Origin of the sequence: Staphylococcus sp. Marseille-Q5304, assembly GCF_943737015.1 — a bacterium.
GTDB lineage: Bacteria > Bacillota > Bacilli > Staphylococcales > Staphylococcaceae > Staphylococcus > Staphylococcus hsinchuensis.
Genome location: NZ_CALSFP010000001.1, coordinates 1840868 through 1864537, shown reverse-complemented (window position 1 = coordinate 1864537; position 23670 = coordinate 1840868). Strand labels below are relative to the sequence as shown.

Below are 23670 nucleotides of genomic sequence, written 5' to 3'. Positions count from 1 at the left end.
TTTCATTCATTTTACTTATTATCTAGTTTTGAATGTATAATTTCATACATTGCATTGTCTGGTGACAATGGCAAGGAGGTCACACCTGTTCCCATGCCGAACACAGAAGTTAAGCTCCTTAGCGCCGATGGTAGTCGGACTTACGTTCCGCAAGAGTAGGACGTTGCCAGGCAATAACCCAAGAAAGAGACCGAAAGGTCTCTTTTTTTATATGAAAAAAGGCGCTAATCAGTGCCGCAGGCACAAAAAGAGCTTAACTTCTAACCTTGCATTGTCCCTGATAGAAGAAAGCGTTTGAAGCTGACGAATTGAGAGAAAGACGCAAAGAGCTTACAAGAGGTAAGTGAATAAGGAAAGAACGAAAATGAGGAAAGATGCGAGCGCTTGCCTTCGTAATCAGGAAGATTCTCCTTAGCGTCGATGGTAGCCGACTTACGTTCCGCAAGAGTACGTAAGCACTACTAAGTATTGAAAAAACAAGTAGTGCTTTAAAAGCGTTTGAAGCTGATGAATGATAGGTACGCAAGTGCTTCCACACTTGCATAAGACTCACTAAGCCCAAGTTGCCTTGGACTGCGTAGATAAAGGATCGCAAGTGGTTACACACTTGCATAAGACTCACTAAGCCCAAGTTGCCTTGGACAAGTGAGTCTAAACGGTTAAGGATTTGATTAAAGCGTCGGTGTGATCTTTAATTTTTGAAAATGGAATGCCTCCAAATCCTAAAATAAATTTGGTTTCAGTGATTGTATCATCATACATACTATAAGGAATGATTTTTAAGTGGTTATCTTTTGCACGTGCTAAACATTGTTCTGTTGTTAATTTATTTTTTACAGTTAAAGTGAAATGCATGCCCGCAAGTGCGTCATCAATCTTCAACTGTTTATGATAGGGTTCTAGCGCATCAATAATATATTGAAGTTTGGCTTTATATACTTTACGCATTTTATTTAAATGCCGTTCAAAACTTCCAGAAGCCATGAATTTTGCTACGATATGTTGCATGTGTGTAGGCACTGTATTTGATGGTTTATTATGCATATGATCGAATTTATCCACTAATTTATCGGGTAGGACTAAATATGCGATTCTGCAACTAGGGAACAGTGATTTTGAAAATGAACTGATATAAATCACTTTGTCTTTCGTGTCTAAACTTTGTAAAGCAGGAATAGGTTTCCCAAAATATCTAAATTCTGAATCGTAATCATCTTCAATGATGTAGCGATCAGTTCGTTGTTGAGCCCAATGAATTAATTGGGTTCTTTTTTTGAGATTCATGACATATCCAGTTGGAAATTGGTGGGATGGTGTCACATATGCAACATGATAGTTTGAGGTTTTTAAGTTTTTTAAATCCATACCTGTCTTGTTTACTGGGAATTGCGCATAGAAGATTTCTTTTTTATCCAGTACATTTTTGATAGGTGGGTAACTTGGATTCTCAATAATGTAGTCTGTTTCTGCTAATATATCGGTTAGTAAATAAATGAGCTGTTCAGTAGATGATCCAACAATAATTTGTTCTGGTCGACATGTAACCCCTCTACTATAAAACAGATAATGTGCGATTTCTTGGCGTAACTTCCACTCCCCTTTAGGGTGCGTATATTGTAATAGATTCACTGCATTATCTTCAAAAGTGTCACGTGCGTACTTTCTAAATTGTTGGTTTGGAAAATATTCCGTATCTATTTCTCTTAAATTAAATGCGTAATCATAATGAGTTGTAACATCATTTTGAATCGTTTTTGAATCTTCATCATATTCTACAGGTGATCCTGTTCTGTGTATAAGTGGTAAATTCTCGATATCTGAGACGAAGTAACCTGAACGTGGTTTCGAGTAAATATAACCTTCATCTAATAGATATTGGTAAGCGTGCTCAATCGTAGTGTTACTCACTGAAAGGTGCTGACTTAATGCACGTTTTGACGGGAATTTATCTCCAGATTGATATTGACCTTCAATAATTTGTTGTTTTAAATCTTCATACAATTTGATATAGAGATGTGATTTTACCATATAACTGACCCCTTAAATTAATTCGGAATTGTCCCTTTTTAAATACCAGTTTATCTTTTAAAATGAATTTAATCAACTTAGTAAAGGGGTAATAATTTATGAGTAAAATGACTGGATCAGAAAGAGTTAAAAGAGGTATGGCTGAAATGCAAAAAGGCGGCGTAATTATGGACGTCGTAAATGCAGAACAAGCTAAAATCGCTGAAGAAGCTGGCGCAGTTGCAGTGATGGCTTTAGAGCGTGTACCATCTGATATTAGAGCAGCTGGTGGTGTAGCACGTATGGCTAACCCAAATATTATTGAAGAGGTTATGAATGCAGTTTCTATACCAGTCATGGCTAAAGGTCGTATTGGTCATATTACTGAAGCGAGAGTATTAGAATCTATGGGTGTTGACTATATCGATGAATCTGAAGTACTTACACCTGCAGATGAAGAATACCACTTACGTAAAGATAACTTTACTGTACCATTTGTATGTGGTTGCCGTAACTTAGGGGAAGCTGCACGACGTATTGGTGAAGGTGCAGCGATGTTACGTACGAAAGGTGAGCCAGGTACAGGTAATATCGTTGAAGCAGTAAGACATATGAGACAAGTTAATGCTGAAGTAAGTCGTTTAACAGTAATGAATGATGATGAAATTATGACTGAGGCTAAAAATATTGGTGCACCTTATGAAGTATTAAAAGATATTAAAGATCATGGTCGCTTACCAGTAGTTAACTTTGCTGCGGGCGGTGTAGCAACACCTCAAGATGCTGCATTAATGATGGAATTAGGCGCTGATGGTGTGTTCGTTGGTTCAGGTATCTTTAAATCAGATGATCCTGAAAAATTCGCCAAAGCGATTGTTCAAGCTACAACACATTATCAAGACTATGAATTAATAGGCCGTTTAGCAAAAGATTTAGGTACTGCTATGAAAGGGTTAGACATTAATGAATTGTCATTAGAAGAACGTATGCAAGAGCGTGGTTGGTAAGATGAAGATAGGTGTATTAGCACTTCAAGGTGCTGTTCGAGAACATATACGCCATATTGAATTAAGTGGACATGAAGGTATCTCTGTTAAAAGAACAGAGCAGTTAAACGATATAGATGGCTTAATCATACCTGGTGGTGAATCTACTACTTTACGTCGCTTAATGAATTTATATGGCTTTAAAGAAGCCTTACAACAATCTGAGCTTCCAATGTTTGGGACATGTGCAGGTTTAATTGTACTATCTAAAGATATAGTTGGCGAAGAAGGTTATCTCAATAAATTAGATATTACTGTTGAGAGAAATTCTTTCGGTAGACAAGTAGATAGCTTTGAAAGTGAATTAGATGTTAAAGGTGTGGCGCAAGATATCGAAGGCGTGTTTATTCGTGCACCCCATATCACAGAAGTTCATGGCGAGGCTCAAATTCTTAGTGAAATCTCAAATAAAATTGTAGCAGTACAAGAAGGTAAATATTTGGGTGTTTCTTTCCATCCTGAATTAACAGATGATTTTAGAATTACTCAATATTTCATAGATGAAATTGTAGCTAAACAAGAAAAATAATATAAATCCCATTAAAATAATAAAAAGTGGTTCGTCGCAAATATGCGATGAACCACTTTTTTATTAAATGAAGAATCCTGCTATAGCTGCTGAGATAAATGATACGAGTGTCGCACCGAATAATAATTTTAATCCAAAACGTGCAACCATATCTCCTTTTTCACTATTTAGAGATTTAATCGCACCAGAAATAATTCCAATTGAACTAAAGTTTGCGAATGATACAACGAATACTGAAATAACACCAACCGCATGGTCGCTCATATCTTTCGCCTTTCTCAAGCTTTCCATTGCTACGAATTCGTTTGAAAGTAATTTAGTTGCCATGATTGAACCTGCTTGAACGGCATCATCCCATGGTACGCCGACTAAGAATGCAAACGGCGCAAAGACAAAACCAATTAATGTTTGGAAGTCCCATGTAATATGTCCACCAGATACGCCAGTGAAGATGGCGCTCACGACACCATTGAGCAATGCAATGATTGCAATATAACCAATTAACATTGCCCCGACAATGACTGCAACTTTAAATCCGTCTAAGATGTATTCCCCTAATACTTCGAAGAAAGATTGTTTCTTTGTTTCACTTTTCTCTAAAATCAATTTATCTTCTTTTTCATCAACTGTGTATGGATTGATGATAGATGCGATGATAAAACCGCCAAATAAATTTAATACTACAGCTGTAACTACGTATCGTGGTTCAATCAACGTAAAGTATGCACCGATGATCGAAGCTGAAACTGTAGACATCGCAGACGCAGTTAACGTATAGAGTCTTTGTTTAGAAATGTGAGCTAACTCATTCTTTAATGAAATGAATACTTCTGATTGTCCCAATATAGCTGCAGCAACCGCATTGTATGATTCTAGACGACCCATACCATTAATTTTTGAAATGATTAAACCTAAGAAGTTAATGATTAAAGGTAAAATTTTTGTGTATTGTAAGATACCAATTAACGCTGAAATAAATACGATAGGTAGTAATACATTAAAGAAGAATGGTGGGTTCTTCGGATCGACATATTCGAAACCACCGAACACGAATTTTACACCTTCAGCTGCCTTTAATAGTAAATAGTTAAAGCCATTTGATATCGCTCCGATAACTGTAATACCGGACTTTGTTTTTAATAATATGAAAGCAAATACAAGTTGTATTACGAGTAATATTCCGACATACTTCCATCGAATGTTCTTTCTGTCAGAACTAAATAAATAGGCCAAGCCTAAAAATACTGCAATCCCAATTAATCCTATGATAATATGCATAATAATTTCAGTCCCTTTTAAATTTTCTTATCTTATATCATACAATAAAACAGAGTTTACTAACATGAGTATTTTAAAATTTTTAAATCAAATTGGTTGAAAAAGGTCAAAGTTGGTCATATAATATAGTCAAAGATGGTCAAAAGAGGTGATGAACATGCATAACATGTCCGACATCATAGAACAATACATTAAGAAATTATTTGAGGACGCAAATGAAGATGTAGTTGAAATTCAACGTGCACATATTGCGCAACGCTTTGATTGTGTACCCTCGCAGCTAAACTATGTGATCAAGACTCGTTTTACGAACGAACACGGTTATGAAATAGAAAGTAAACGTGGTGGAGGCGGTTATATCCGCATCACGAAGATAGAAAATAGAGACGTAAAAGGTTATATTAATCACTTATTACAATTGATCGGACCATCTATTTCTCAACAACAAGGATACTATATTATTGATGGTTTATTAGACAACCATTACATCAATGAAAGAGAAGCTAAGATGATCAGAGCTGTAATAGACAGAGAAACATTAAACATGGATGTGATGGCTCGAGATATTATTCGAGCTAATATTCTTAAACGTTTGCTACACGTGATTAGTTATTATTAAAGTGAGGTGATGTGACGTGCTCTGTGAAAATTGTCATTCAAACGAAGCTGAATATAAAGTTGCTTTTAAAGGCGTAGATGGATTAGAAGAAAAATGGCTTTGTCCGACATGTGCACAAAGTGATAATGTTTGGTCGAACGATCAGCAAATGCAAGGTAACGATGATATTGAAGATACTTTCGTCATTAAACAAATCTTACAGCACTTAGCAGCAAAACACGGCTTAGAGTTTGATAACATTGCATTTAAAGAAGAGAAACGTTGTCCTACGTGCGGTATGACCCTCAAAGATATTGCACACGTCGGTAAATTCGGTTGTGCGGATTGCTTTGGAACTTTCAAAGACGACATTATCGATATTGTTAGACGCGTGCAAGGCGGACAAGTTGAACACGTCGGCAAAACACCTCAGTCTTCATATAAAAAGTTAGCACTTAAAAAGAAAATAGAAGAAAAATCGTCATATTTAGACAAACTCATAGAAGAACAAAATTTCGAAGAAGCTGCAATTGTTCGTGATGAAATCAAAGCTTTGAAGGCGGACAGCGAGGTGAATCGTGATGAACAACAGTGAAATTAATGCATATATGAGTGAATGGATGCGTAATGTAGCTGAAGTGCCAGTCGTTATGTCATCAAGAATTAGACTAGCTAGAAATTTAAATAATCATGTTCATCCGTTGATGTTTCCATCAGAAGAGGCAGGATTTCGAGTGATAAACGAAGTACAGGATGCACTTCCAGAAATGTCTATTCAACGATTAGATATGATGGACCAACAGAGTAAATATAAACTTGTGGCGAAACATTTAATAAGCCCAGAGTTAATTAAACAACCGGCTTCTGCATTGTTAGCGAATGAGGATGAATCCTTAAGTGTCATGGTAAATGAAGAAGATCATATTCGCATACAAGCAATGGGAAATGATTTATCACTGCATAGTTTGTATGAGAAAGCATCAGAAATTGACGACAAATTAGATAAAGCATTAGATATTAGCTTTGATGAAAATCTCGGTTATTTAACGACTTGTCCTACAAATATTGGGACAGGTATGAGGGCGAGTGTCATGGTGCACTTACCTGGATTATCGATTATGAACCGGATGAATCGCATTGCTCAAACAATCAGCCGATTTGGTTTTACAATTAGAGGTATTTACGGAGAAGGTTCGCAAGTCTACGGTCATATATATCAAATATCTAACCAGCTTACTTTAGGTAACACCGAAGATCATATTATCGAGAGTTTAAACGAAGTTGTGCAACAGATTATCAACGAAGAACTTCAAATAAGGGATCAGCTTAATGAGCACAATCATAGTGAAACGCTAGATCGAGTATATCGTTCGTTAGGTATTTTAAAGTATAGTAGACTGATGAATATGGAAGAGGCCTCATTAAGACTGAGCGATGTAAAGCTTGGTATTGATTTAGGTTATTTAGAATTAGAGCACTTTAAATTTAATGAAATGATGATCGCGATGCAAACACCATTCTTATTAGATGATGAAGATGATAGATCAGTAAATGAAATTAGAGCGCAAATATTGAGAGAACATATAAATTAGGAGGTCATGCTATTATGTTATTTGGTAGATTAACAGAGCGTGCACAACGTGTATTAGCACACGCCCAAGAAGAGGCAATTAGATTAAATCATTCAAATATAGGAACAGAACATTTACTCTTAGGACTTATGAAAGAGCCAGAAGGTATTGCAGCTAAAGTGCTAGAGTCATTTGATATTACGGAAGCAAAGGTCATCGAAGAAGTTGAGAAACTTATCGGTCATGGCCAAGAGCAAATGGGTGCGCTACATTACACACCTCGTGCGAAAAAGGTTATTGAATTATCAATGGATGAAGCACGTAAATTGCATCACAATTTCGTAGGAACTGAGCATATTTTACTTGGTCTTATTCGTGAAAATGAAGGTGTCGCTGCACGTGTATTTGCAAACTTAGACTTAAACATTACGAAAGCCCGTGCACAAGTTGTAAAAGCACTAGGCAGTCCTGAAATGAATACAAAAAATGCGCAAGCAAACAAATCAAACAACACACCAACATTAGATGGACTTGCACGTGACTTAACTGTTATCGCTAAAGATGGCACATTAGATCCAGTCATCGGTCGTGATAAAGAAATCACTCGTGTAATCGAAGTATTAAGTCGTCGTACTAAAAATAACCCAGTATTAATTGGTGAACCTGGTGTTGGTAAAACAGCAATTGCAGAAGGTTTAGCTCAAGCAATTGTTAACAACGAAGTGCCAGAAACATTAAAAGATAAACGCGTGATGTCTCTTGATATGGGTACGGTTGTTGCAGGTACGAAATATCGTGGTGAATTTGAAGAACGCTTGAAAAAAGTTATGGAAGAAATCCATCAAGCAGGTAACGTCATATTATTCATTGACGAATTACACACATTAGTAGGTGCTGGCGGTGCTGAAGGTGCAATCGATGCTTCAAACATCTTGAAACCAGCATTAGCACGTGGTGAACTACAATGTATCGGTGCGACAACTTTAGATGAATATCGTAAAAATATTGAAAAAGATGCAGCACTTGAACGTCGTTTCCAATCTGTTCAAGTTGATGAACCTACAGTTGAAGATACAATTGAAATCTTAAAAGGGTTACGTGATCGCTATGAAGCACACCACCGTATTAACATCTCAGATCAAGCACTTATTTCAGCTGCTAAACTAAGCGACCGTTATGTATCAGATAGATTCTTACCAGACAAAGCAATCGACTTAATCGACGAAGCAAGCTCTAAAGTAAGATTGAAAAATCATACAACACCACCAAACTTAAAAGAAATTGAACAAGAAATTGAGCAAGTTAAAAATGAAAAAGATGCTGCTGTACATGCTCAAGAATTCGAAAATGCAGCTAACTTAAGAGATAAACAAACAAAATTAGAAAAACAATACGAAGAATCTAAAAACAATTGGAAAAATACTCAAAACGGTGATAACACAGCATTATCTGAAGAAGACATCGGTGAAGTTATCGCTGGATGGACAGGTATTCCATTAACAAAAATCAATGAAACTGAATCAGATCGTTTATTAAACTTAGAAAATACACTACACAACAGAGTTATCGGACAAAAAGATGCGGTAACTTCAATCAGTAAAGCCGTTAGACGTGCAAGAGCTGGATTGAAAGATCCTAAAAAACCAATCGGTAGTTTCATCTTCCTTGGCCCAACTGGTGTAGGTAAGACTGAACTCGCACGTGCAATAGCTGAATCTATGTTTGGTGAAGATGATGCCATGATTCGTGTTGATATGAGTGAATTCATGGAAAAACACGCTGTCAGTCGTTTAGTCGGAGCCCCTCCAGGCTATGTAGGTCATGATGATGGTGGCCAATTAACTGAAAAAGTTAGACGTAAACCATATTCTGTAATCTTATTTGATGAAATAGAAAAAGCACACCCAGATGTATTCAACATCCTATTACAAGTATTAGATGATGGTCATTTAACAGATACGAAAGGTCGTCAAGTTGACTTCCGTAACACAGTGATTATTATGACTTCTAACGTTGGTGCACAAGAATTACAAGACCAACGATTTGCAGGATTTGGTGGCGCAGCTGAAGGTGAAGACTATGAAACAATCCGTAAGACAATGTTGAAAGAATTGAAAAATGCGTTCCGTCCAGAATTCTTAAACCGTGTAGATGACATTATCGTATTCCACAAACTATCAAAAGATGAATTGAAAGAAATTGTTACGATGATGGTAAACAGATTAACAAGTCGTCTTCACGAACAAGACATCAACATTAAAGTAACCGACGCTGCGAAAGAAAAAATTGCAGAAGAAGGTTATGACCCAGAATACGGTGCGCGCCCATTAATTCGTGCAATCCAAAAAACAGTAGAAGATAATTTAAGTGAACTCATCTTAGACGGTAATCAAATTGAAGGTAAAGACGTTCAAATTGATTACGATGGAGAAGAATTTAAATATGACATTCAAGAACGTACAGAAACTGAAGATCAAGATAAAGCAACTTCTGAATCTAAATAGCTTCACACACAAATAAACGATAAGGAGTGGGACAGAAAGCGAATTTTATAATAGAGATTTCGTATTCCCACTCGTTAACAAAGAATCTGAGACATCTATTTTTGTCTCAGATTCTTTTTATTTTGTGAAAATTTCATGGAAAGGATGACCGATTTAATTGTGGTTATAATAAAATAAGTGATTTATAAACACCAATAAAAAAGAATAATGTATTTTAATTTGTTTTAACTCTGTATGAGGTTTAAAATAGATTTGTTCTTATTAAAGATGGAGGTGCAGTTTTGGCCAAGAAAAAAGTAATTTTTGAATGTATGGCATGTGGTTACCAGTCACCGAAATGGATGGGTAAATGTCCTAACTGTGGCGCATGGAACCAAATGGAAGAAATAGTAGAACAAAAGGCGAGTACTAGTCCAAAACATGGCGTGCGTAGTCGTGAAAACACAGCTAAAGTACAAAAGTTAAATGATATACAGCAAGAAACGACGCCACGTATATTGAGTAAATCGGAAGAATTCAACCGAGTACTTGGTGGCGGTATTGTAAATGGCTCTCTTGTGTTAATAGGTGGAGATCCTGGTATAGGGAAGTCTACTTTACTTTTACAAGTCTGTGCAGCACTTTCTCAATCTCATAATGTGTTATACATTACGGGTGAGGAATCATTAAGCCAGACAAAATTGAGAGCACAGAGATTAGAAGAAAACTCAAGCAATCTAAATGTTTTTGCAGAGACGGATTTGGAAATTATTCATGAAACTGTGAAACAAACGAAACCGGATTTACTCGTGGTCGATTCAATCCAAACAATCTTTCATCCGGAAATCAGTTCAGCACCAGGTTCAGTTTCTCAAGTGAGAGAAAGTACCCAAAGCCTAATGAACATTGCAAAACAAATGAATATTGCAACATTTATCGTTGGACACGTGACGAAGGAAGGACAAATTGCTGGCCCAAGGTTGTTAGAACATATGGTTGATACCGTACTCTACTTTGAAGGTGATGAGCACCATGCTTATCGTATATTAAGAGCAGTTAAGAACCGTTTTGGTTCAACAAATGAGATGGGTATTTTCGAGATGAAACAAAGCGGTTTGAAAGGAGTCAAAAATCCTTCTGAAATGTTCTTAGAAGAACGGTCAACGAATGTACCTGGATCTACAATCGTCTCTACGATGGAAGGTACGAGACCGCTACTCATAGAAGTTCAAGCGTTAGTTACTCCTACGACATTTAACAACCCGAGACGTATGGCTACAGGCATTGATCATAATCGATTGAGTTTATTGATGGCCGTCTTGGAGAAGAAAGAAAATTATTTATTACAACAACAAGATGCATATATTAAAGTTGCTGGTGGGGTTAGACTGACCGAACCTGCAGTAGATTTAAGTATTATTGTAGCTACAGCCTCAAGCTTCAAAGATAAAGCAGTCGATGGGCTAGATTGTTACATCGGTGAAGTAGGTTTAACAGGAGAAGTTCGCCGTGTGTCACGTATTGAACAACGTGTGCAAGAAGCGGCTAAATTAGGTTTCAAGAGAGTCATTATTCCAAAGACGAATATCGGTGGCTGGCAGTTCCCAGAAGATATTAAAGTTATAGGAGTGGAAAATGTTCATGATGCTTTAAAATATGCAATTTCAAAATAATTGCACGTAACACGTAAAACGGAACGATATGTCATAATACATAGGCGTTAAGTTATTCAAAAAGTAAAATTAAAGCATTCAGACATTATTTATTAATAAAAGATGAGAAGGGAGGGTGACAATGAAAACATTAAAAATCATCGTTATACTTTGTTATTTCATATTAGGGGCAAGTTTAGGAGTTTATTTAATCCCTGAAATTGCATCTGACTTTGGTTTACGTCACTACACTTTTTTAAAAAACAGTTATTGTAATGCACTGATAGGGATTGCATTATTCTTTTTAATTTTCGGATGGTTTATAAGAAAAGTGACATTTACTTTAAAAGATTTAGAACGTAAGATAATGCGTCAAAGTGCAGTAGAAATTTTATTTGCAACGATTGGTTTAATGATTGGCTTACTCATTTCAGTAATGATTTCATTCATCTTCCAAATAATAGGCAATCATGTATTAAATCATTTTGTACCCATTATTGTAACGATTATATTAGGTTATTTTGGTTTTGAATTTGGGTTACGTAAACGAGATGAAATGTTGTTATTTTTACCTGAAAAAATGGCGCGTTCTATGTCTACAAATGCGAGCCATGCAGTTCCTAAGATTCTAGATACGAGTGCAATTATTGATGGGCGTATCTTAGATATCATCGAATGTGGTTTCATCGATGGGGTGCTTTTCATTCCTCAAGGAGTGATTAATGAGCTACAAGTAATAGCGGATTCTAAAGATAGTGTGAAGCGAGAAAAGGGTCAGCGTGGTTTAGATTTGCTGAATGAGTTATATGACATTGATTATCCAACACAAGTGATACATCCAACTTCTACGCATAGCGATATTGATGCAATGCTTATCAAACTTGCGAAACAATACAAAGCACATATTATTACTACAGACTTTAATCTTAATAAAGTATGCCACGTGCAAGGGATAAGAGCTTTGAACGTTAACGATTTATCAGAAGCGATTAAACCGAATGTACACCAAGGTGATTGCTTTACTTTATTATTAACTAAAATAGGTAAAGAGGCCGGTCAGGCAGTTGGTTATTTAGATGATGGCACGATGGTTGTCGTAGATCATGCTAAAAAATACGTCGGAGAACAAGTAGAAGTTGAAGTTATTAGTTTATTACAGTCTTCTTCAGGTCGAATTATCTTTGCTAAAATGACGCAATAGTTAAATATGTGTCACCGTTTCAAAATCGATAACAACTGCGGTATTATCATCTCCTTGTTGAAAATGCTACAATAGATAAATAAATTTTAAAGGTGTATTTTGAAACATAACCGATTAATATACCCAATGAATTAAAGAGGAGTGCTTTATGGCACTTTAAAAAATGGCAGGCTGTGGTATGATTATTAGGCGAGGAAATAACTACTAAAGTCAATGTAAAAAAGGCTTAATTGCTACTTTATGAGATTGACTAAGTATATTTTTGGTGATGTCTATTTTTTAAATGATATGATAAAGATGACATCTATATATTAATTAATAAATTTTTAAACAGGAGTGAACAGAATGAGCGATCGTGTAAGAGTTAGATATGCCCCAAGTCCAACTGGATACTTGCATATTGGTAATGCTAGAACTGCATTATTTAACTATTTATTCGCAAAACACTATGATGGAGATTTCGTAATCAGAATTGAAGATACAGACAGTAAACGTAATTTAGAAGATGGTGAATCTTCACAATTTGAAAATTTAAAATGGTTAGGTATCGAATGGGATGAATCTGTAGATAAAGATAAAGGATATGGCCCTTATCGTCAGTCAGAACGTGCAGAAATTTATAATCCATTAATTCAACAATTATTAGACGAAGATAAAGCATATAAATGCTATATGACAGAAGATGAATTAGAAGAGGAACGTCAAGAACAAATCGCACGTGGCGAAATGCCTCGTTATGGTGGAAAGCACGCACATTTAACTGAAGAAGAACGTCAACAATTTGAAGCGGAAGGTCGTAAACCATCAATCCGTTTCCGTGTGCCTCAAGATAAAACTTATAAATTTGAAGATATGGTTAAAGGTGAAATTTCATTCGATTCAGATAATATTGGTGACTGGGTCATTGTTAAAAAAGACGGCGTCCCTACGTATAACTTTGCCGTAGCAATCGATGATCACTATATGGAAATTACCGATGTTATTCGTGGTGATGACCATATTTCAAATACACCAAAACAAATGATGATTTACGAAACATTTGGTTGGGAAGTACCGAGATTTGCTCACATGTCATTAATTGTTAACGAAGAACGTAAAAAGTTAAGTAAACGTGATGGTCAAATCCTTCAATTCATTGAACAATATCGCGATTTAGGTTACTTACCAGAAGCATTATTTAACTTTATTACACTCCTTGGTTGGTCACCAGAAGGCGAAGATGAAATCTATTCTAAAGAAGAATTTATTAAAATATTCGACGAAAAACGTCTTTCTAAATCGCCAGCATTTTTCGATAAACAAAAATTAGCATGGGTTAACAACCAATATATGAAACAAAAAGATACTGAAACAGTATTTGAATTAGCATTACCTCATTTAATTAAAGCTGAGTTGTTACCAGCTGAACCTTCAGAAGAAGACCTAGACTGGGGTCGTAAACTTGTTGCACTTTATCAAAAAGAAATGAGTTATGCTGGAGAAATCGTACCTTTATCTGAATTATTCTTCCGCGACGATCAAACATTAGGAGACGATGAACAAGAAGTATTAAACGGTGAACAAGTGCCAGAATTAATGACACATCTATATAGTAAATTAGAAGCTTTAGAACCATTTGAAGCTGCAGAAATTAAAAAAGAAATCAAAGCAGTACAAAAGGAAACAGGCATTAAAGGTAAGCAATTATTCATGCCAATCCGTGTTGCAGTAACTGGTCAAATGCATGGTCCAGAATTACCAAATACAATCGAAGTATTAGGTAAAGAAAAAGTGTTGTCACGTTTACAACAATATGTGAAATAAGTGCATATTTAGAACTTGAAAAATAACACTATACCACTTATGATTAAATTGAAATACAGAGGAATAGTATGTAATGCCTAGTGTAAAGAGAGTGTGCGGTTGCTGCGAGCACATCACTAACATTGCTGAATGCACCTTTGTTTATAAAGTTAAATAATGTTGATGAGTGTAATTTAAGTTTGAACTACATGTATACGTAGCATGTGGTGAAGACTTATTTTGAAATAAGAGTGGAACCGTGCGAAAGCGCCTCTAACAAGTGAGTTAGAGGTGCTTTTTTTATAAAAAGGGGGATTGTCCGTGTTTAAATTTTTAAAAAGAATCAAAGACGATGTGAACATGGTGTTTGAGCAAGACCCGGCGGCACGTACAACATTTGAAGTTATTACTTCATATGCAGGATTACATGCAGTTTGGAGTCATTTAATCGCACATGAGTTATATAAAAAGAAGAAATTTGTGATGGCAAGACTCATTTCACAGATATCTCGTTTCTTTACAGGGATTGAGATACATCCTGGCGCAAAAATAGGTAAACGATTATTTATCGATCACGGCATGGGGGTCGTCATCGGTGAAACTTGTAATATCGGAGACAATGTGACGGTTTATCAAGGTGTTACATTAGGTGGTACAGGTAAAGAAAAGGGTAAACGTCATCCTGATATTGGGGATAATGTACTCATTGCAGCAGGGGCGAAAATATTAGGTAATATTAAAATTGATTCAAATGTTAATATCGGAGCTAATTCAGTAGTATTAAAATCAGTTCCCAATTATTCAACTGTTGTCGGAATTCCAGGCCACATTGTGAAACAAGATGGCAAACGTATAGGTAAAACATTTGATCATCGAAACTTACCAGATCCAATTTACGAACAACTCAAACACCTGGAAAGACAATTGGAGAAAACAAGAAACGGAGAGATACAAGATGATTACATTATATAATACGTTAACACGACAAAAAGAACCATTTAAACCAATGGAACAAGGTAAAGTGAATATGTACGTCTGTGGTCCAACAGTTTACAACTATATTCATATTGGTAATGCTAGGCCAGCTATTAATTATGATGTTGTCCGCAGATATTTTGAATATAAAGGTTATGAAGTGAATTACGTATCAAACTTTACAGACGTTGACGATAAATTGATTAAGCGTTCAAAGGAATTGAACGAATCAGTAAATACGATTGCTGACCGTTATATTAAAGCATTTTACGAAGATGTCGGTGCGCTTAATGTGAAAAAAGCAACATCCAACCCTCGTGTAATGGATCATATGGATGAAATCATTAAATTTATCAAGGAATTAGTCGATGAAGGTTATGCGTATGAAAGCGGTGGTGATGTTTACTTTAGAACGCGTAAATTTGATGATTATGGTAAGTTAAGTCATCAGTCATTAAATGATTTAAAGGTAGGCGCTCGCATCGAGCAAGGTGAACAAAAAGAAGACGCCTTAGACTTTACGCTATGGAAGAAAGCGAAAGAAGGCGAAATTAGTTGGGACAGCCCATTCGGTCAAGGTAGACCCGGTTGGCATATTGAATGTTCGGTAATGGCGTACCATGAACTGGGTGCTACGATCGATATCCATGCAGGTGGAACGGACTTACAATTCCCTCACCATGAAAATGAAATAGCTCAATCAGAAGCACATAACCATGCCCCATTTGCTAACTATTGGATGCACAATGGTTTCATCAACATCGATAATGAGAAAATGAGTAAATCATTAGGCAACTTTGTTTTAGTTCATGACATTATTAAAGAAATAGACCCAGATGTATTACGATTCTTTATGATTAGTGTTCATTATCGCAGTCCTATTAATTATAATATGGAATTGGTAGATGCGGCTAAGAGTGGTTTAGAACGTGTTAGAAATAGTTATAAAGCGATTGAAGAACGTGAAGAAATTGCGACAGATATTGAAAATCAAGAGGAATATATTGAGTCCATCGATCAAATACTTCAGCAATTTGAAACTGTGATGGATGACGACTTTAACACTGCAAATGCAATCACTGCATGGTTCGACTTAGCGAAATTAGCGAATAAATACGTATTAGAAAATACAACATCTACGCGTGTCATTAATCGTTTTAAAGAAGTGTATCAAATCTTCAGCGACGTATTAGGCGTCCCTCTTAAAAGCAAAGAAAATGATGTGTTATTAGATGAGCAGATTGAAGCACTTATCGAAGAACGCGAAGATGCGAGAAAGCGTAAAGACTTTGAACGTGCAGATGTTATTCGTGATGAGTTAAAAGAGCAAAATATTATTCTAGAAGATACACCTCAAGGCGTGAGGTTTAAACGTGGCTAATATGGACATTAAACTTCTTAACCCATTGACTTTAGCCTATATGGGAGATGCCGTTTTAGATCAACATGTGAGAGCCTATATTGTTACTAAATTACAAGCGAAACCTAACCGATTACATCAAGAAGCGAAACGTTATGTTTCAGCGAAGAGTCAAGCTCAGACATTAGAACAACTGTTAGAGGCGGAATGGTTTAAAGAACATGAACTTGATATTGTTAGACGTGGCAGAAACGCAAAAAGTTATACGAAAGCTAAGAACACCGACATTCAAACTTATAGAAAGAGTTCAGGGCTTGAAGCGGTTATCGGATTTTTATATTTAGAAGGGCAACAAGAGCGCCTAAATGCTTTATTAGAAACAATCGTTCAATATGTAAATGAAAGGAAGTGATACTGTGGAAGATATTATAATTGTCGGTCGTCATGCCGTTAAGGAAGCAATTGTCACGGGGCATACAATCAATAAAATTTTAATTCAAGACAGCATTAAAAAAGGCCAGATTAATGACATTTTGAAAAAAGCGAAAAATGAAAATATCATTGTCCAAAACGTACCAAAATCAAAGTTAGATAACTTATCAGATGCACCCCATCAAGGTATTGCAGCTTATATTGCACCTTATGATTACGCTGATTTTGATGAGTTTATCGAAACCCAGAAAAATAAGGATAAATTATCTACAGTATTAATATTAGATGGGTTAGAGGATCCACATAATTTAGGATCTATTTTAAGAACGGCTGACGCATCAGGTGTGGATGGCGTGATTATCCCTAAGAGACGTTCGGTCGCATTAACTCAAACGGTTGTTAAAGCTTCGACAGGTGCGATAGAACATGTACCGGTAGTACGTGTAACGAATTTGGCTCAAACGATAGACACTTTAAAAGACCACGGGTACTGGGTCGCTGGTACAGAAGCGGATAATGCTACTGATTATAGAGAGCTTGATGCAGGTATGCCACTTGCGATTGTCATTGGCAGTGAGGGCCAAGGAATGAGTCGTCTCGTTAAAGATAAATGTGATTTCCACATTAAGATTCCAATGATTGGACATGTTAATAGTTTAAATGCCTCTGTGGCAGCAAGTCTTATGATGTATGAGGTCTATCGTAAGCGCAATGAGATTGGAGCAGACTCATGAAAGAACGCCACTTAATCATTGATGGCTATAACATGATTGGTCAATCTTCAGAGTTGAGTCAACTGTCTAAAGAGAATCTTGAAGAAGCGAGAGAACAACTCCTCACAGCGATTGCTAACTACAGTGCAGTCATAGCAGATGAAGTTGTATGTGTCTTTGATGCTTATGAACAAGCTGGGGCCCATTCAGAATATACGTATCATGGTGTGAAGGTTATATTCACGAAAGAAAAAGAAACAGCTGATAGTTATATCGAACGTTATGTATATGACTTGTACGAGAAACATACGCGACATATTACCGTCGTTACGAGTGACATGAGCGAACAACATGCGATATTTGGCTCAGGTGCCTATCGCATTTCTTCAAGAGAAATGTGGAGAGACTTAAAAGAGAGCGAAGATTCTGTTTCTAAAAAACTGGAAGGTTTCAATGAAAATAAGCCACGGACACGTATAGAACTTTCAAATGAGATATTAGAAGAATTTGAAAAACTCAGACGTGGTACAGACGAATAATCACCATTTTGAAGCATTGATTTTTGGTAAATAAACTTTGTATCCTTGATTTAACATCGATGAAAGGACAAAGTAATGGCCAAGAATAACACCCAAGATTGCACTTCACAAACCACTGTTTCAAACTTCGACATTGAACAAATTATAGAAACCGTTACGCCGGCGATTAAACAAGCTTTAAGAAATTATTCAATACATGCAAACGACAGAGAAGATTTATACCAAGAAATATTACTGAAACTCTTTCGTGCATTAAAGAAATTTGACTTTTCGCAACCTACGCCATTTGAACATTACGTTAATCGCATCGTGAAAGCGGTAAAAAATGATTACATTCGTAAGAAAATGGCGATGTTACATCGTCAGGATATGTTAGTCAATGATTTTGTAGTGAGTTATAATTATAAAAAGTCAGAATGTATTTTAGAAAATAATGTCATAAGCGATGAAATGCGACACCAAATTAAAGCACTAACTGTCTCATTTACTCAATTGGAACAGGCAGTGATTACTTACACATTGGAGGATTACAAACCCCAAGAAATTGCACAATTATTGAATGTTAAAGTGAAAGTTGTTTACAATGCACTTCAACGTTGTAAAATGAAAATGAAACATCATTTGAAATATCATAAGTGATTTTTAAATGATTGAAGACATTACTATAAAATGAAAAAATAGACCATATCACACTATTAATGATAATTGACAATTAACTTCAATGTTCTGTATAGTAGATTGGTATTATAATGAGTAAGGTGAGACTAAATGAAGAAAGTACCACTAAGCTGTGATAAATGTGGCAATCGAAATTACAATGTTCCGAAGCATAACAATCAATCATCAAGACTTCAATTGAAAAAATATTGTTCGAGATGTAATGAGCATACGCTACATAAAGAATCGAAGTAAGTCTGTATTTATAGTTTAAAACTGATGAGCACAACGAACGCTATCACAATGTTGATTGTATTTTCTTGATTTAATGTACGCATTCGCAGATAGAGAATTAATGAAATTATACGGAGGTCTTGTTAATGGCTAAAAAAGAGAATTTCTTTAAAGGCGTTAAGTCAGAAATGGAAAAAACGAGTTGGCCGACGAAAGAGGAATTATTTAAATACACAGTTATTGTTGTGGCTACGGTAATCTTTTTCTTAGTTTTCTTCTATGTCTTAGACTTTGGAATTACAAGTATCATAGAATTAATTAAATAGTTAGGAGTGACGACATGTCTGAGGAAGTTGGCGAAAAACGTTGGTATGCTGTGCATACTTATTCTGGTTATGAAAATAAAGTAAAGAAAAATTTAGAAAAACGTGTTGAGACGATGAATATGACAGAACAAATTTTCAGAGTTGTAATACCTGAAGAAGAGGAAACGCAAGTTAAAGAAGGTAAAGCCAAGACTTTAACTAAAAAGACGTTCCCAGGTTATGTATTAGTAGAGCTAATCATGACTGATCAATCATGGTATATTGTAAGAAATACACCAGGTGTTACAGGGTTTGTTGGCTCAGCAGGTGCAGGATCTAAACCGAACCCATTACTTCCAGAAGAAGCGCGTTTTATACTAAAACAAATGGGCATGAAAGAAAAAACAGTGGACGTACATATTGATATTGGTGAACAAGTTGTTATCAAATCAGGTCCATTTGCAAACCAAGTTGGAGAAGTACAAGAAATCGATGTGGATAAATTTAAACTCACAGTTCTTGTAGACATGTTCGGAAGAGAAACACCAGTCGAAGTAGAATTCGATCAAATTGAAAAACTATAATCATTAGGAAAATCATGCATATTGAAAGCAATTGACCTTTATGGAAACACGAACTTCATTTCAGTTTTCCCAAAAAGGCTATTGATTTTTAATTTTGTTTGATGTTATAATACTGTGGTCGCGCTTTAAGAGCGTTCCATTTCGTCACGAAATGTAGAAGAGTGGGAGGGCAAAACTCAGTCCTATGACCACATCACGATATCAAGGAGGTGCACATCGTGGCTAAAAAAGTAGAAAAAGTAGTTAAATTACAAATTCCTGCAGGTAAAGCGAACCCAGCACCACCAGTTGGTCCAGCATTAGGTCAAGCAGGTGTGAATATCATGGGATTCTGTAAGGAATTCAACGCACGTACACAAGAGGATGCAGGTTTAATCATTCCAGTAGAAATCAGTGTTTATGAAGATCGTTCATTTACATTTGTTACTAAGACACCACCTGCGCCAGTATTACTTAAAAAAGCAGCAGGCATTGAAAAAGGTTCAGGTGAACCTAACAAGACTAAAGTTGCTACAGTAAGTAAAGATCAAGTACGCGAAATTGCTAACCAAAAGATGAAAGACTTAAACGCTGCTGACGAAGAAGCAGCTATGCGTATCGTTGAAGGTACAGCACGCAGCATGGGTATTACAGTAGAATAATACGAATCGCAAATGAAACTATAGATAATAAGATCGAAGCAGATGGCAGAAATGACAAACATGATGACAGCATTCAAAATTGTCGTATAATATGAGGCTTTATGTCATTGATTAAAGGAAAATTCCTGATATGAAATCAATCCATACCTCTCTGTCATCTGCTCTTAACTTGTGATAGCAAGTAAACGTGGGAGGAAATTCCGCTAAAACCACTAAAGGAGGAACATGAAATGGCTAAAAAAAGCAAAAGATATCAAGAAGCAGCTAGCAAAATCGACCGCCAAAAATACTACAGTGTTGAAGAAGCAGTTGAGCTAGCTAAAGAAACAAGTATCGCAAACTTTGACGCTTCTGTTGAAGTAGCCTTCCGTTTAGGCATTGATACTCGTAAAAATGATCAACAAATCCGTGGAGCAATGGTGCTTCCAAACGGTACAGGTAAATCACAAAGTGTATTAGTATTCGCAAAAGGTGACAAAGCTACTGAAGCTGAAGAAGCAGGTGCAGACTTTGTTGGCGAAGGCGAATACGTTGAAAAAATCAAACAAGGTTGGTTTGACTTTGACGTAGTTGTAGCAACACCAGACATGATGGGCGAAGTTGGTAAACTTGGTCGTGTATTAGGACCTAAAGGTTTAATGCCAAACCCTAAAACTGGAACAGTTACAATGGACGTTAAAAAAGCTGTTGAAGAAATCAAAGCAGGTAAAGTAGAATACCGCGCTGAAAAATCAGGTATCGTTCACGCATCAATCGGTAAAACATCATTCGATACTGATAAACTTATTGAAAACTTCAGAGCTTTACAAGATGTATTAGAAAAAGCTAAACCTTCATCATCAAAAGGTATTTACTTCAGATCAGTAAACATCACGACTACTATGGGTCCTGGTGTAAAAGTTGACGTTTCATCTTTCTAAGATAGAAATGAAACTGTATTTTCAAGGCTAAATATAATTTAGTCTTGAAAATTTATATTGACATATAGTATATAACCATATATATTGGTGTATGTAATAATTTTACCTAAGACAGTAGGAGTTAGAAATAACTTAAACCATGTCCTACCGAGGCTAAATTTGACTTGAACGTGATTAATTATAAACTTTCAAGCACTTTTTGCCGTGGGTAGAAAGTGCTTTTTTATTTGGATGAACCCACACCGTGGCATTCAATATAAAAAGCACCAAAACTTAAATTATGGAGGTGTCTAAATGTCTGCAATCATCGAAGCAAAGAAACAACAAGTTGATACAATCGCTGATCAACTTAAAAATTCAGTATCTACAGTAATTGTTAACTACCGTGGTCTTAGCGTTGCTGAAGTAACTGAATTACGTTCACAATTACGTGAAGCTGGCGTTGAATACAAAGTGTACAAAAACACTATGGTACGTCGTGCAGCAGAAAAAGCTGAAATCGAAGGCTTAGATGAATTCTTAGTAGGTCCTACAGCAGTAGCAACTTCAACTGATGACGTTGTTGCTCCAGCAAAAGTACTTGCAGGATTCGCTAAAGAACACGAAGCATTAGAAATCAAAGTTGGTATCATGGATGGTTCAGTAATCTCAGCAGAAGAAGTTAACACTGTTGGTACATTACCATCACACGAAGGACTTGTATCAATGCTATTATCTGTATTACAAGCTCCAGTACGTAACTTCGCATATGCCGTTAAAGCTGTTGGAGAAGACAAAGAAAATAACGAAGAAAGCGCTGAGTAATCACGCTTAACTAACTAAAAAATATTAATTATGGAGGAATAAAAATGGCTAATCAAGAACAAATTATTGAAGCAATTAAAGAAATGTCAGTATTAGAATTAAACGATTTAGTAAAAGCAATTGAAGAAGAATTTGGTGTAACTGCAGCAGCTCCAGTAGCAGCAGCAGGTGCAGCAGGCGGAGACGACGCTGCAGAAAAAACTGAATTCGACGTAGAATTAACTTCAGCTGGTTCTTCTAAGATCAAAGTTGTTAAAGCTGTTAAAGAAGCAACTGGTTTAGGTCTTAAAGACGCTAAAGAATTAGTAGACGGAGCTCCTAAAGTAATCAAAGAAGCTCTTGCTAAAGACGAAGCTGAAAAACTTAAAGAACAATTAGAAGAAGTAGGCGCTTCAGTAGAATTAAAATAATTCTATGACGTCTAAGTCATCTAATTTAATATAACAATCAGAAATCTTTGAGAAATGAAAACCCCGTTATGTATGTAACGGGGTTTTATATTGTTTAAACTATAACTATATTCAGTATGATTCATGGACTCCAATCCTATAAAATGGGTATAGTATTAACCTAAGTTGAATAAAAGAGGTGTAGTCATGAGTCACTATTATGATAAAGATCCAGATGTAAAAAGTGATGTTGAACTTTTTACATATTCATATGAAAACCATGATATCGCATTAAAGACAGATGCCGGTGTGTTTTCTAAAGGTAAAATCGATTACGGATCAGACTTACTCGTTAACGTATTTCTTCAACAACATAAGTCGGATACCGCGAAAAATATTATCGATGTTGGTTGTGGATATGGTCCAATTGGATTAATGATTGCTAAAGTAGCACCACAACACGACGTAAACATGGTTGACGTAAATTACCGTGCATTATCATTAGCAGAAACGAATAAGCAAAAGAACAAACTCGAAAATGTTACCATTAAAGAAAGTGATGGATTATCACAAGTTTCAAATGCATACTATGATTGCATAGTGACGAATCCGCCTATTAGAGCGGGTAAATCAGTCGTACATAGCATACTAGAAGATGCATTTGATAAATTAAAGCATGAAGGTATGCTCTACGTTGTTATACAAAAGAAACAAGGTATGCCATCAGCGAAGAAAAAAATGGAAGAAACATTTAGCAATGTCGAAGTATTAGAAAAAAGTAAAGGCTATTACATTTTAAGAAGTGTAAAAGGTTGATTAAATCACTATGTTCTGATATAGTTATAGAATGTAAAAATTTATGTTCAATAAGTGTGTACTTTTACTTCTAAGATAATAATGTATATAAGATAAGAAATAGGAAATGGTGTCATCAGGTGTGCTACCGTTTTCTTTTTGTCTTATTATATTT

25 protein-coding genes, 1 rRNA gene and 1 other annotated feature are annotated in these 23670 nt (G+C 35.9%); of the genes, 24 read left to right on the top strand and 2 right to left on the bottom strand.

The features are described 5' to 3' along the window. The first annotated feature begins 57 nt into the window (after nucleotides 1–57). Nucleotides 58–172 (top strand): 5S ribosomal RNA (gene rrf, locus NGI30_RS09240). A gap of 479 nt (nucleotides 173–651) precedes the next feature. Here rrf and pdxR read toward each other — a convergent pair. Further along, nucleotides 652–2028: a MocR-like pyridoxine biosynthesis transcription factor PdxR gene (pdxR, locus tag NGI30_RS09235; protein WP_251518540.1), complete on the bottom strand. Its 1377-nt coding sequence runs from the start codon at nucleotides 2026–2028 to the stop codon at nucleotides 652–654. A gap of 98 nt (nucleotides 2029–2126) precedes the next feature. On the opposite strand from pdxR, the gene pdxS reads away from it, so the two are divergent. Further along, entirely contained in the window at nucleotides 2127–3014 is an 888-nt protein-coding gene (gene pdxS, locus NGI30_RS09230; protein ID WP_251518542.1) for a pyridoxal 5'-phosphate synthase lyase subunit PdxS, read from the top strand. A gap of 1 nt (nucleotide 3015) precedes the next feature. Further along, complete coding sequence (pdxT, locus tag NGI30_RS09225; RefSeq protein ID WP_251518551.1) at nucleotides 3016–3582, top strand: pyridoxal 5'-phosphate synthase glutaminase subunit PdxT; 567 nt, start codon at nucleotides 3016–3018, stop codon at nucleotides 3580–3582. Between the two features lie 63 nt (nucleotides 3583–3645). On the opposite strand, the gene NGI30_RS09220 is transcribed toward pdxT, so the two are convergent. After that, on the bottom strand, nucleotides 3646–4860 hold the full coding sequence (locus NGI30_RS09220; protein ID WP_251943459.1) for a NupC/NupG family nucleoside CNT transporter: 1215 nt from the start codon (nucleotides 4858–4860) through the stop codon (nucleotides 3646–3648). Nucleotides 4861–5017: 157 nt separating this feature from the next. Here NGI30_RS09220 and NGI30_RS09215 point away from each other — a divergent pair, with 157 nt between their 5' ends. The 21 genes from NGI30_RS09215 to NGI30_RS09115 all read left to right on the top strand — a co-directional run bounded on the left by NGI30_RS09215 (nucleotide 5018) and on the right by NGI30_RS09115 (nucleotide 23516). Then, nucleotides 5018–5479 (top strand): CtsR family transcriptional regulator, encoded by a 462-nt coding sequence (locus NGI30_RS09215; protein WP_251518555.1) that lies wholly within the window; start codon nucleotides 5018–5020, stop codon nucleotides 5477–5479. A gap of 16 nt (nucleotides 5480–5495) precedes the next feature. Continuing rightward, entirely contained in the window at nucleotides 5496–6053 is a 558-nt protein-coding gene (locus NGI30_RS09210) for a UvrB/UvrC motif-containing protein (protein WP_251518557.1), read from the top strand. Then, on the top strand, nucleotides 6040–7050 hold the full coding sequence (locus tag NGI30_RS09205) for a protein arginine kinase (protein ID WP_251943457.1): 1011 nt from the start codon (nucleotides 6040–6042) through the stop codon (nucleotides 7048–7050). The genes NGI30_RS09210 and NGI30_RS09205 overlap by 14 nt, the downstream gene beginning before the upstream one ends. A gap of 14 nt (nucleotides 7051–7064) precedes the next feature. Next, nucleotides 7065–9533, top strand: coding sequence for an ATP-dependent Clp protease ATP-binding subunit (locus NGI30_RS09200; protein WP_251943455.1), 2469 nt, complete (start codon nucleotides 7065–7067; stop codon nucleotides 9531–9533). A 281-nt stretch (nucleotides 9534–9814) separates the two neighbouring features. Next, on the top strand, nucleotides 9815–11185 hold the full coding sequence (gene radA / locus NGI30_RS09195; protein ID WP_251518563.1) for a DNA repair protein RadA: 1371 nt from the start codon (nucleotides 9815–9817) through the stop codon (nucleotides 11183–11185). A 121-nt stretch (nucleotides 11186–11306) separates the two neighbouring features. Further along, nucleotides 11307–12365, top strand: coding sequence for a PIN/TRAM domain-containing protein (locus tag NGI30_RS09190; protein ID WP_251943453.1), 1059 nt, complete (start codon nucleotides 11307–11309; stop codon nucleotides 12363–12365). 345 nt (nucleotides 12366–12710) lie between these two features. Continuing rightward, a complete protein-coding gene (gltX, locus tag NGI30_RS09185) occupies nucleotides 12711–14168 on the top strand; it encodes a glutamate--tRNA ligase (protein ID WP_251518565.1) in 1458 nt (485 codons plus the stop codon). A gap of 300 nt (nucleotides 14169–14468) precedes the next feature. Then, nucleotides 14469–15119, top strand: coding sequence for a serine O-acetyltransferase (cysE, locus tag NGI30_RS09180; protein ID WP_286009868.1), 651 nt, complete (start codon nucleotides 14469–14471; stop codon nucleotides 15117–15119). Then, complete coding sequence (gene cysS / locus NGI30_RS09175) at nucleotides 15103–16503, top strand: cysteine--tRNA ligase (protein WP_251943451.1); 1401 nt, start codon at nucleotides 15103–15105, stop codon at nucleotides 16501–16503. The genes cysE and cysS overlap by 17 nt, the downstream gene beginning before the upstream one ends. 1 nt (nucleotide 16504) lies before the next feature. After that, the gene (locus NGI30_RS09170) at nucleotides 16505–16894 is read left to right on the top strand and encodes a Mini-ribonuclease 3 (RefSeq protein ID WP_251519072.1); all 390 of its coding nucleotides are present in this window, start codon (nucleotides 16505–16507) and stop codon (nucleotides 16892–16894) included. A 4-nt stretch (nucleotides 16895–16898) separates the two neighbouring features. Continuing rightward, nucleotides 16899–17648, top strand: a complete 750-nt coding sequence (rlmB, locus tag NGI30_RS09165; RefSeq protein WP_251518569.1) for a 23S rRNA (guanosine(2251)-2'-O)-methyltransferase RlmB — start codon at nucleotides 16899–16901, stop codon at nucleotides 17646–17648. Then, nucleotides 17645–18166, top strand: a complete 522-nt coding sequence (locus tag NGI30_RS09160) for an NYN domain-containing protein (protein ID WP_251518571.1) — start codon at nucleotides 17645–17647, stop codon at nucleotides 18164–18166. Before rlmB ends, NGI30_RS09160 begins: the two co-directional genes overlap by 4 nt. Nucleotides 18167–18241: 75 nt before the next feature. Then, nucleotides 18242–18805: a sigma-70 family RNA polymerase sigma factor gene (locus NGI30_RS09155; RefSeq protein WP_251518573.1), complete on the top strand. Its 564-nt coding sequence runs from the start codon at nucleotides 18242–18244 to the stop codon at nucleotides 18803–18805. 129 nt (nucleotides 18806–18934) lie between these two features. Continuing rightward, on the top strand, nucleotides 18935–19078 hold the full coding sequence (gene rpmG, locus NGI30_RS09150) for a 50S ribosomal protein L33 (protein WP_251518575.1): 144 nt from the start codon (nucleotides 18935–18937) through the stop codon (nucleotides 19076–19078). 125 nt (nucleotides 19079–19203) lie between these two features. Then, on the top strand, nucleotides 19204–19383 hold the full coding sequence (gene secE, locus NGI30_RS09145; protein ID WP_251518577.1) for a preprotein translocase subunit SecE: 180 nt from the start codon (nucleotides 19204–19206) through the stop codon (nucleotides 19381–19383). 14 nt (nucleotides 19384–19397) lie between these two features. Continuing rightward, complete coding sequence (gene nusG / locus NGI30_RS09140; protein WP_251518578.1) at nucleotides 19398–19946, top strand: transcription termination/antitermination protein NusG; 549 nt, start codon at nucleotides 19398–19400, stop codon at nucleotides 19944–19946. 218 nt (nucleotides 19947–20164) lie between these two features. Further along, nucleotides 20165–20587 carry a 50S ribosomal protein L11 gene (rplK, locus tag NGI30_RS09135; RefSeq protein ID WP_251518579.1) on the top strand — a complete coding sequence of 141 codons (423 nt, stop codon included), beginning with the start codon at nucleotides 20165–20167 and terminating at the stop codon, nucleotides 20585–20587. Nucleotides 20588–20817: 230 nt separating this feature from the next. Further along, entirely contained in the window at nucleotides 20818–21507 is a 690-nt protein-coding gene (gene rplA, locus NGI30_RS09130) for a 50S ribosomal protein L1 (RefSeq protein ID WP_251518580.1), read from the top strand. An 87-nt stretch (nucleotides 21508–21594) separates the two neighbouring features. Next, nucleotides 21595–21741 (top strand) — a sequence feature (ribosomal protein L10 leader region). A 60-nt stretch (nucleotides 21742–21801) separates the two neighbouring features. After that, on the top strand, nucleotides 21802–22311 hold the full coding sequence (rplJ, locus tag NGI30_RS09125) for a 50S ribosomal protein L10 (protein WP_251518581.1): 510 nt from the start codon (nucleotides 21802–21804) through the stop codon (nucleotides 22309–22311). Between the two features lie 44 nt (nucleotides 22312–22355). Then, on the top strand, nucleotides 22356–22721 hold the full coding sequence (rplL, locus tag NGI30_RS09120) for a 50S ribosomal protein L7/L12 (RefSeq protein ID WP_251518582.1): 366 nt from the start codon (nucleotides 22356–22358) through the stop codon (nucleotides 22719–22721). Between the two features lie 186 nt (nucleotides 22722–22907). Further along, nucleotides 22908–23516: a class I SAM-dependent methyltransferase gene (locus NGI30_RS09115; RefSeq protein ID WP_251943448.1), complete on the top strand. Its 609-nt coding sequence runs from the start codon at nucleotides 22908–22910 to the stop codon at nucleotides 23514–23516. Nucleotides 23517–23670: the final 154 nt, after the last annotated feature.

Excerpts from the sequence above, each read along its gene's own strand:
- gltX (WP_251518565.1), top strand. The coding sequence starts at position 12,711 with ATGAGCGATCGTGTAAGAGTTAGATATGCCCCAAGTCCAACTGGATAC.
- NGI30_RS09160 (WP_251518571.1), top strand. The coding sequence starts at position 17,645 with ATGAAAGAACGCCACTTAATCATTGATGGCTATAACATGATTGGTCAA.
- rplJ (WP_251518581.1), top strand. The coding sequence starts at position 21,802 with ATGTCTGCAATCATCGAAGCAAAGAAACAACAAGTTGATACAATCGCT.
- NGI30_RS09200 (WP_251943455.1), top strand. The coding sequence starts at position 7,065 with ATGTTATTTGGTAGATTAACAGAGCGTGCACAACGTGTATTAGCACAC.
- NGI30_RS09170 (WP_251519072.1), top strand. The coding sequence starts at position 16,505 with ATGGACATTAAACTTCTTAACCCATTGACTTTAGCCTATATGGGAGAT.
- NGI30_RS09220 (WP_251943459.1), bottom strand. The coding sequence starts at position 4,860 with ATGCATATTATCATAGGATTAATTGGGATTGCAGTATTTTTAGGCTTG.
- NGI30_RS09205 (WP_251943457.1), top strand. The coding sequence starts at position 6,040 with ATGAACAACAGTGAAATTAATGCATATATGAGTGAATGGATGCGTAAT.
- rpmG (WP_251518575.1), top strand. The coding sequence starts at position 18,935 with ATGAAGAAAGTACCACTAAGCTGTGATAAATGTGGCAATCGAAATTAC.
- pdxS (WP_251518542.1), top strand. The coding sequence starts at position 2,127 with ATGAGTAAAATGACTGGATCAGAAAGAGTTAAAAGAGGTATGGCTGAA.
- rplA (WP_251518580.1), top strand. The coding sequence starts at position 20,818 with ATGGCTAAAAAAAGCAAAAGATATCAAGAAGCAGCTAGCAAAATCGAC.
- NGI30_RS09115 (WP_251943448.1), top strand. The coding sequence starts at position 22,908 with ATGAGTCACTATTATGATAAAGATCCAGATGTAAAAAGTGATGTTGAA.
- nusG (WP_251518578.1), top strand. The coding sequence starts at position 19,398 with ATGTCTGAGGAAGTTGGCGAAAAACGTTGGTATGCTGTGCATACTTAT.
- NGI30_RS09190 (WP_251943453.1), top strand. The coding sequence starts at position 11,307 with ATGAAAACATTAAAAATCATCGTTATACTTTGTTATTTCATATTAGGG.
- NGI30_RS09215 (WP_251518555.1), top strand. The coding sequence starts at position 5,018 with ATGCATAACATGTCCGACATCATAGAACAATACATTAAGAAATTATTT.
- pdxR (WP_251518540.1), bottom strand. The coding sequence starts at position 2,028 with ATGGTAAAATCACATCTCTATATCAAATTGTATGAAGATTTAAAACAA.
- pdxT (WP_251518551.1), top strand. The coding sequence starts at position 3,016 with ATGAAGATAGGTGTATTAGCACTTCAAGGTGCTGTTCGAGAACATATA.
- NGI30_RS09155 (WP_251518573.1), top strand. The coding sequence starts at position 18,242 with ATGGCCAAGAATAACACCCAAGATTGCACTTCACAAACCACTGTTTCA.
- secE (WP_251518577.1), top strand. The coding sequence starts at position 19,204 with ATGGCTAAAAAAGAGAATTTCTTTAAAGGCGTTAAGTCAGAAATGGAA.
- rplL (WP_251518582.1), top strand. The coding sequence starts at position 22,356 with ATGGCTAATCAAGAACAAATTATTGAAGCAATTAAAGAAATGTCAGTA.
- cysS (WP_251943451.1), top strand. The coding sequence starts at position 15,103 with ATGATTACATTATATAATACGTTAACACGACAAAAAGAACCATTTAAA.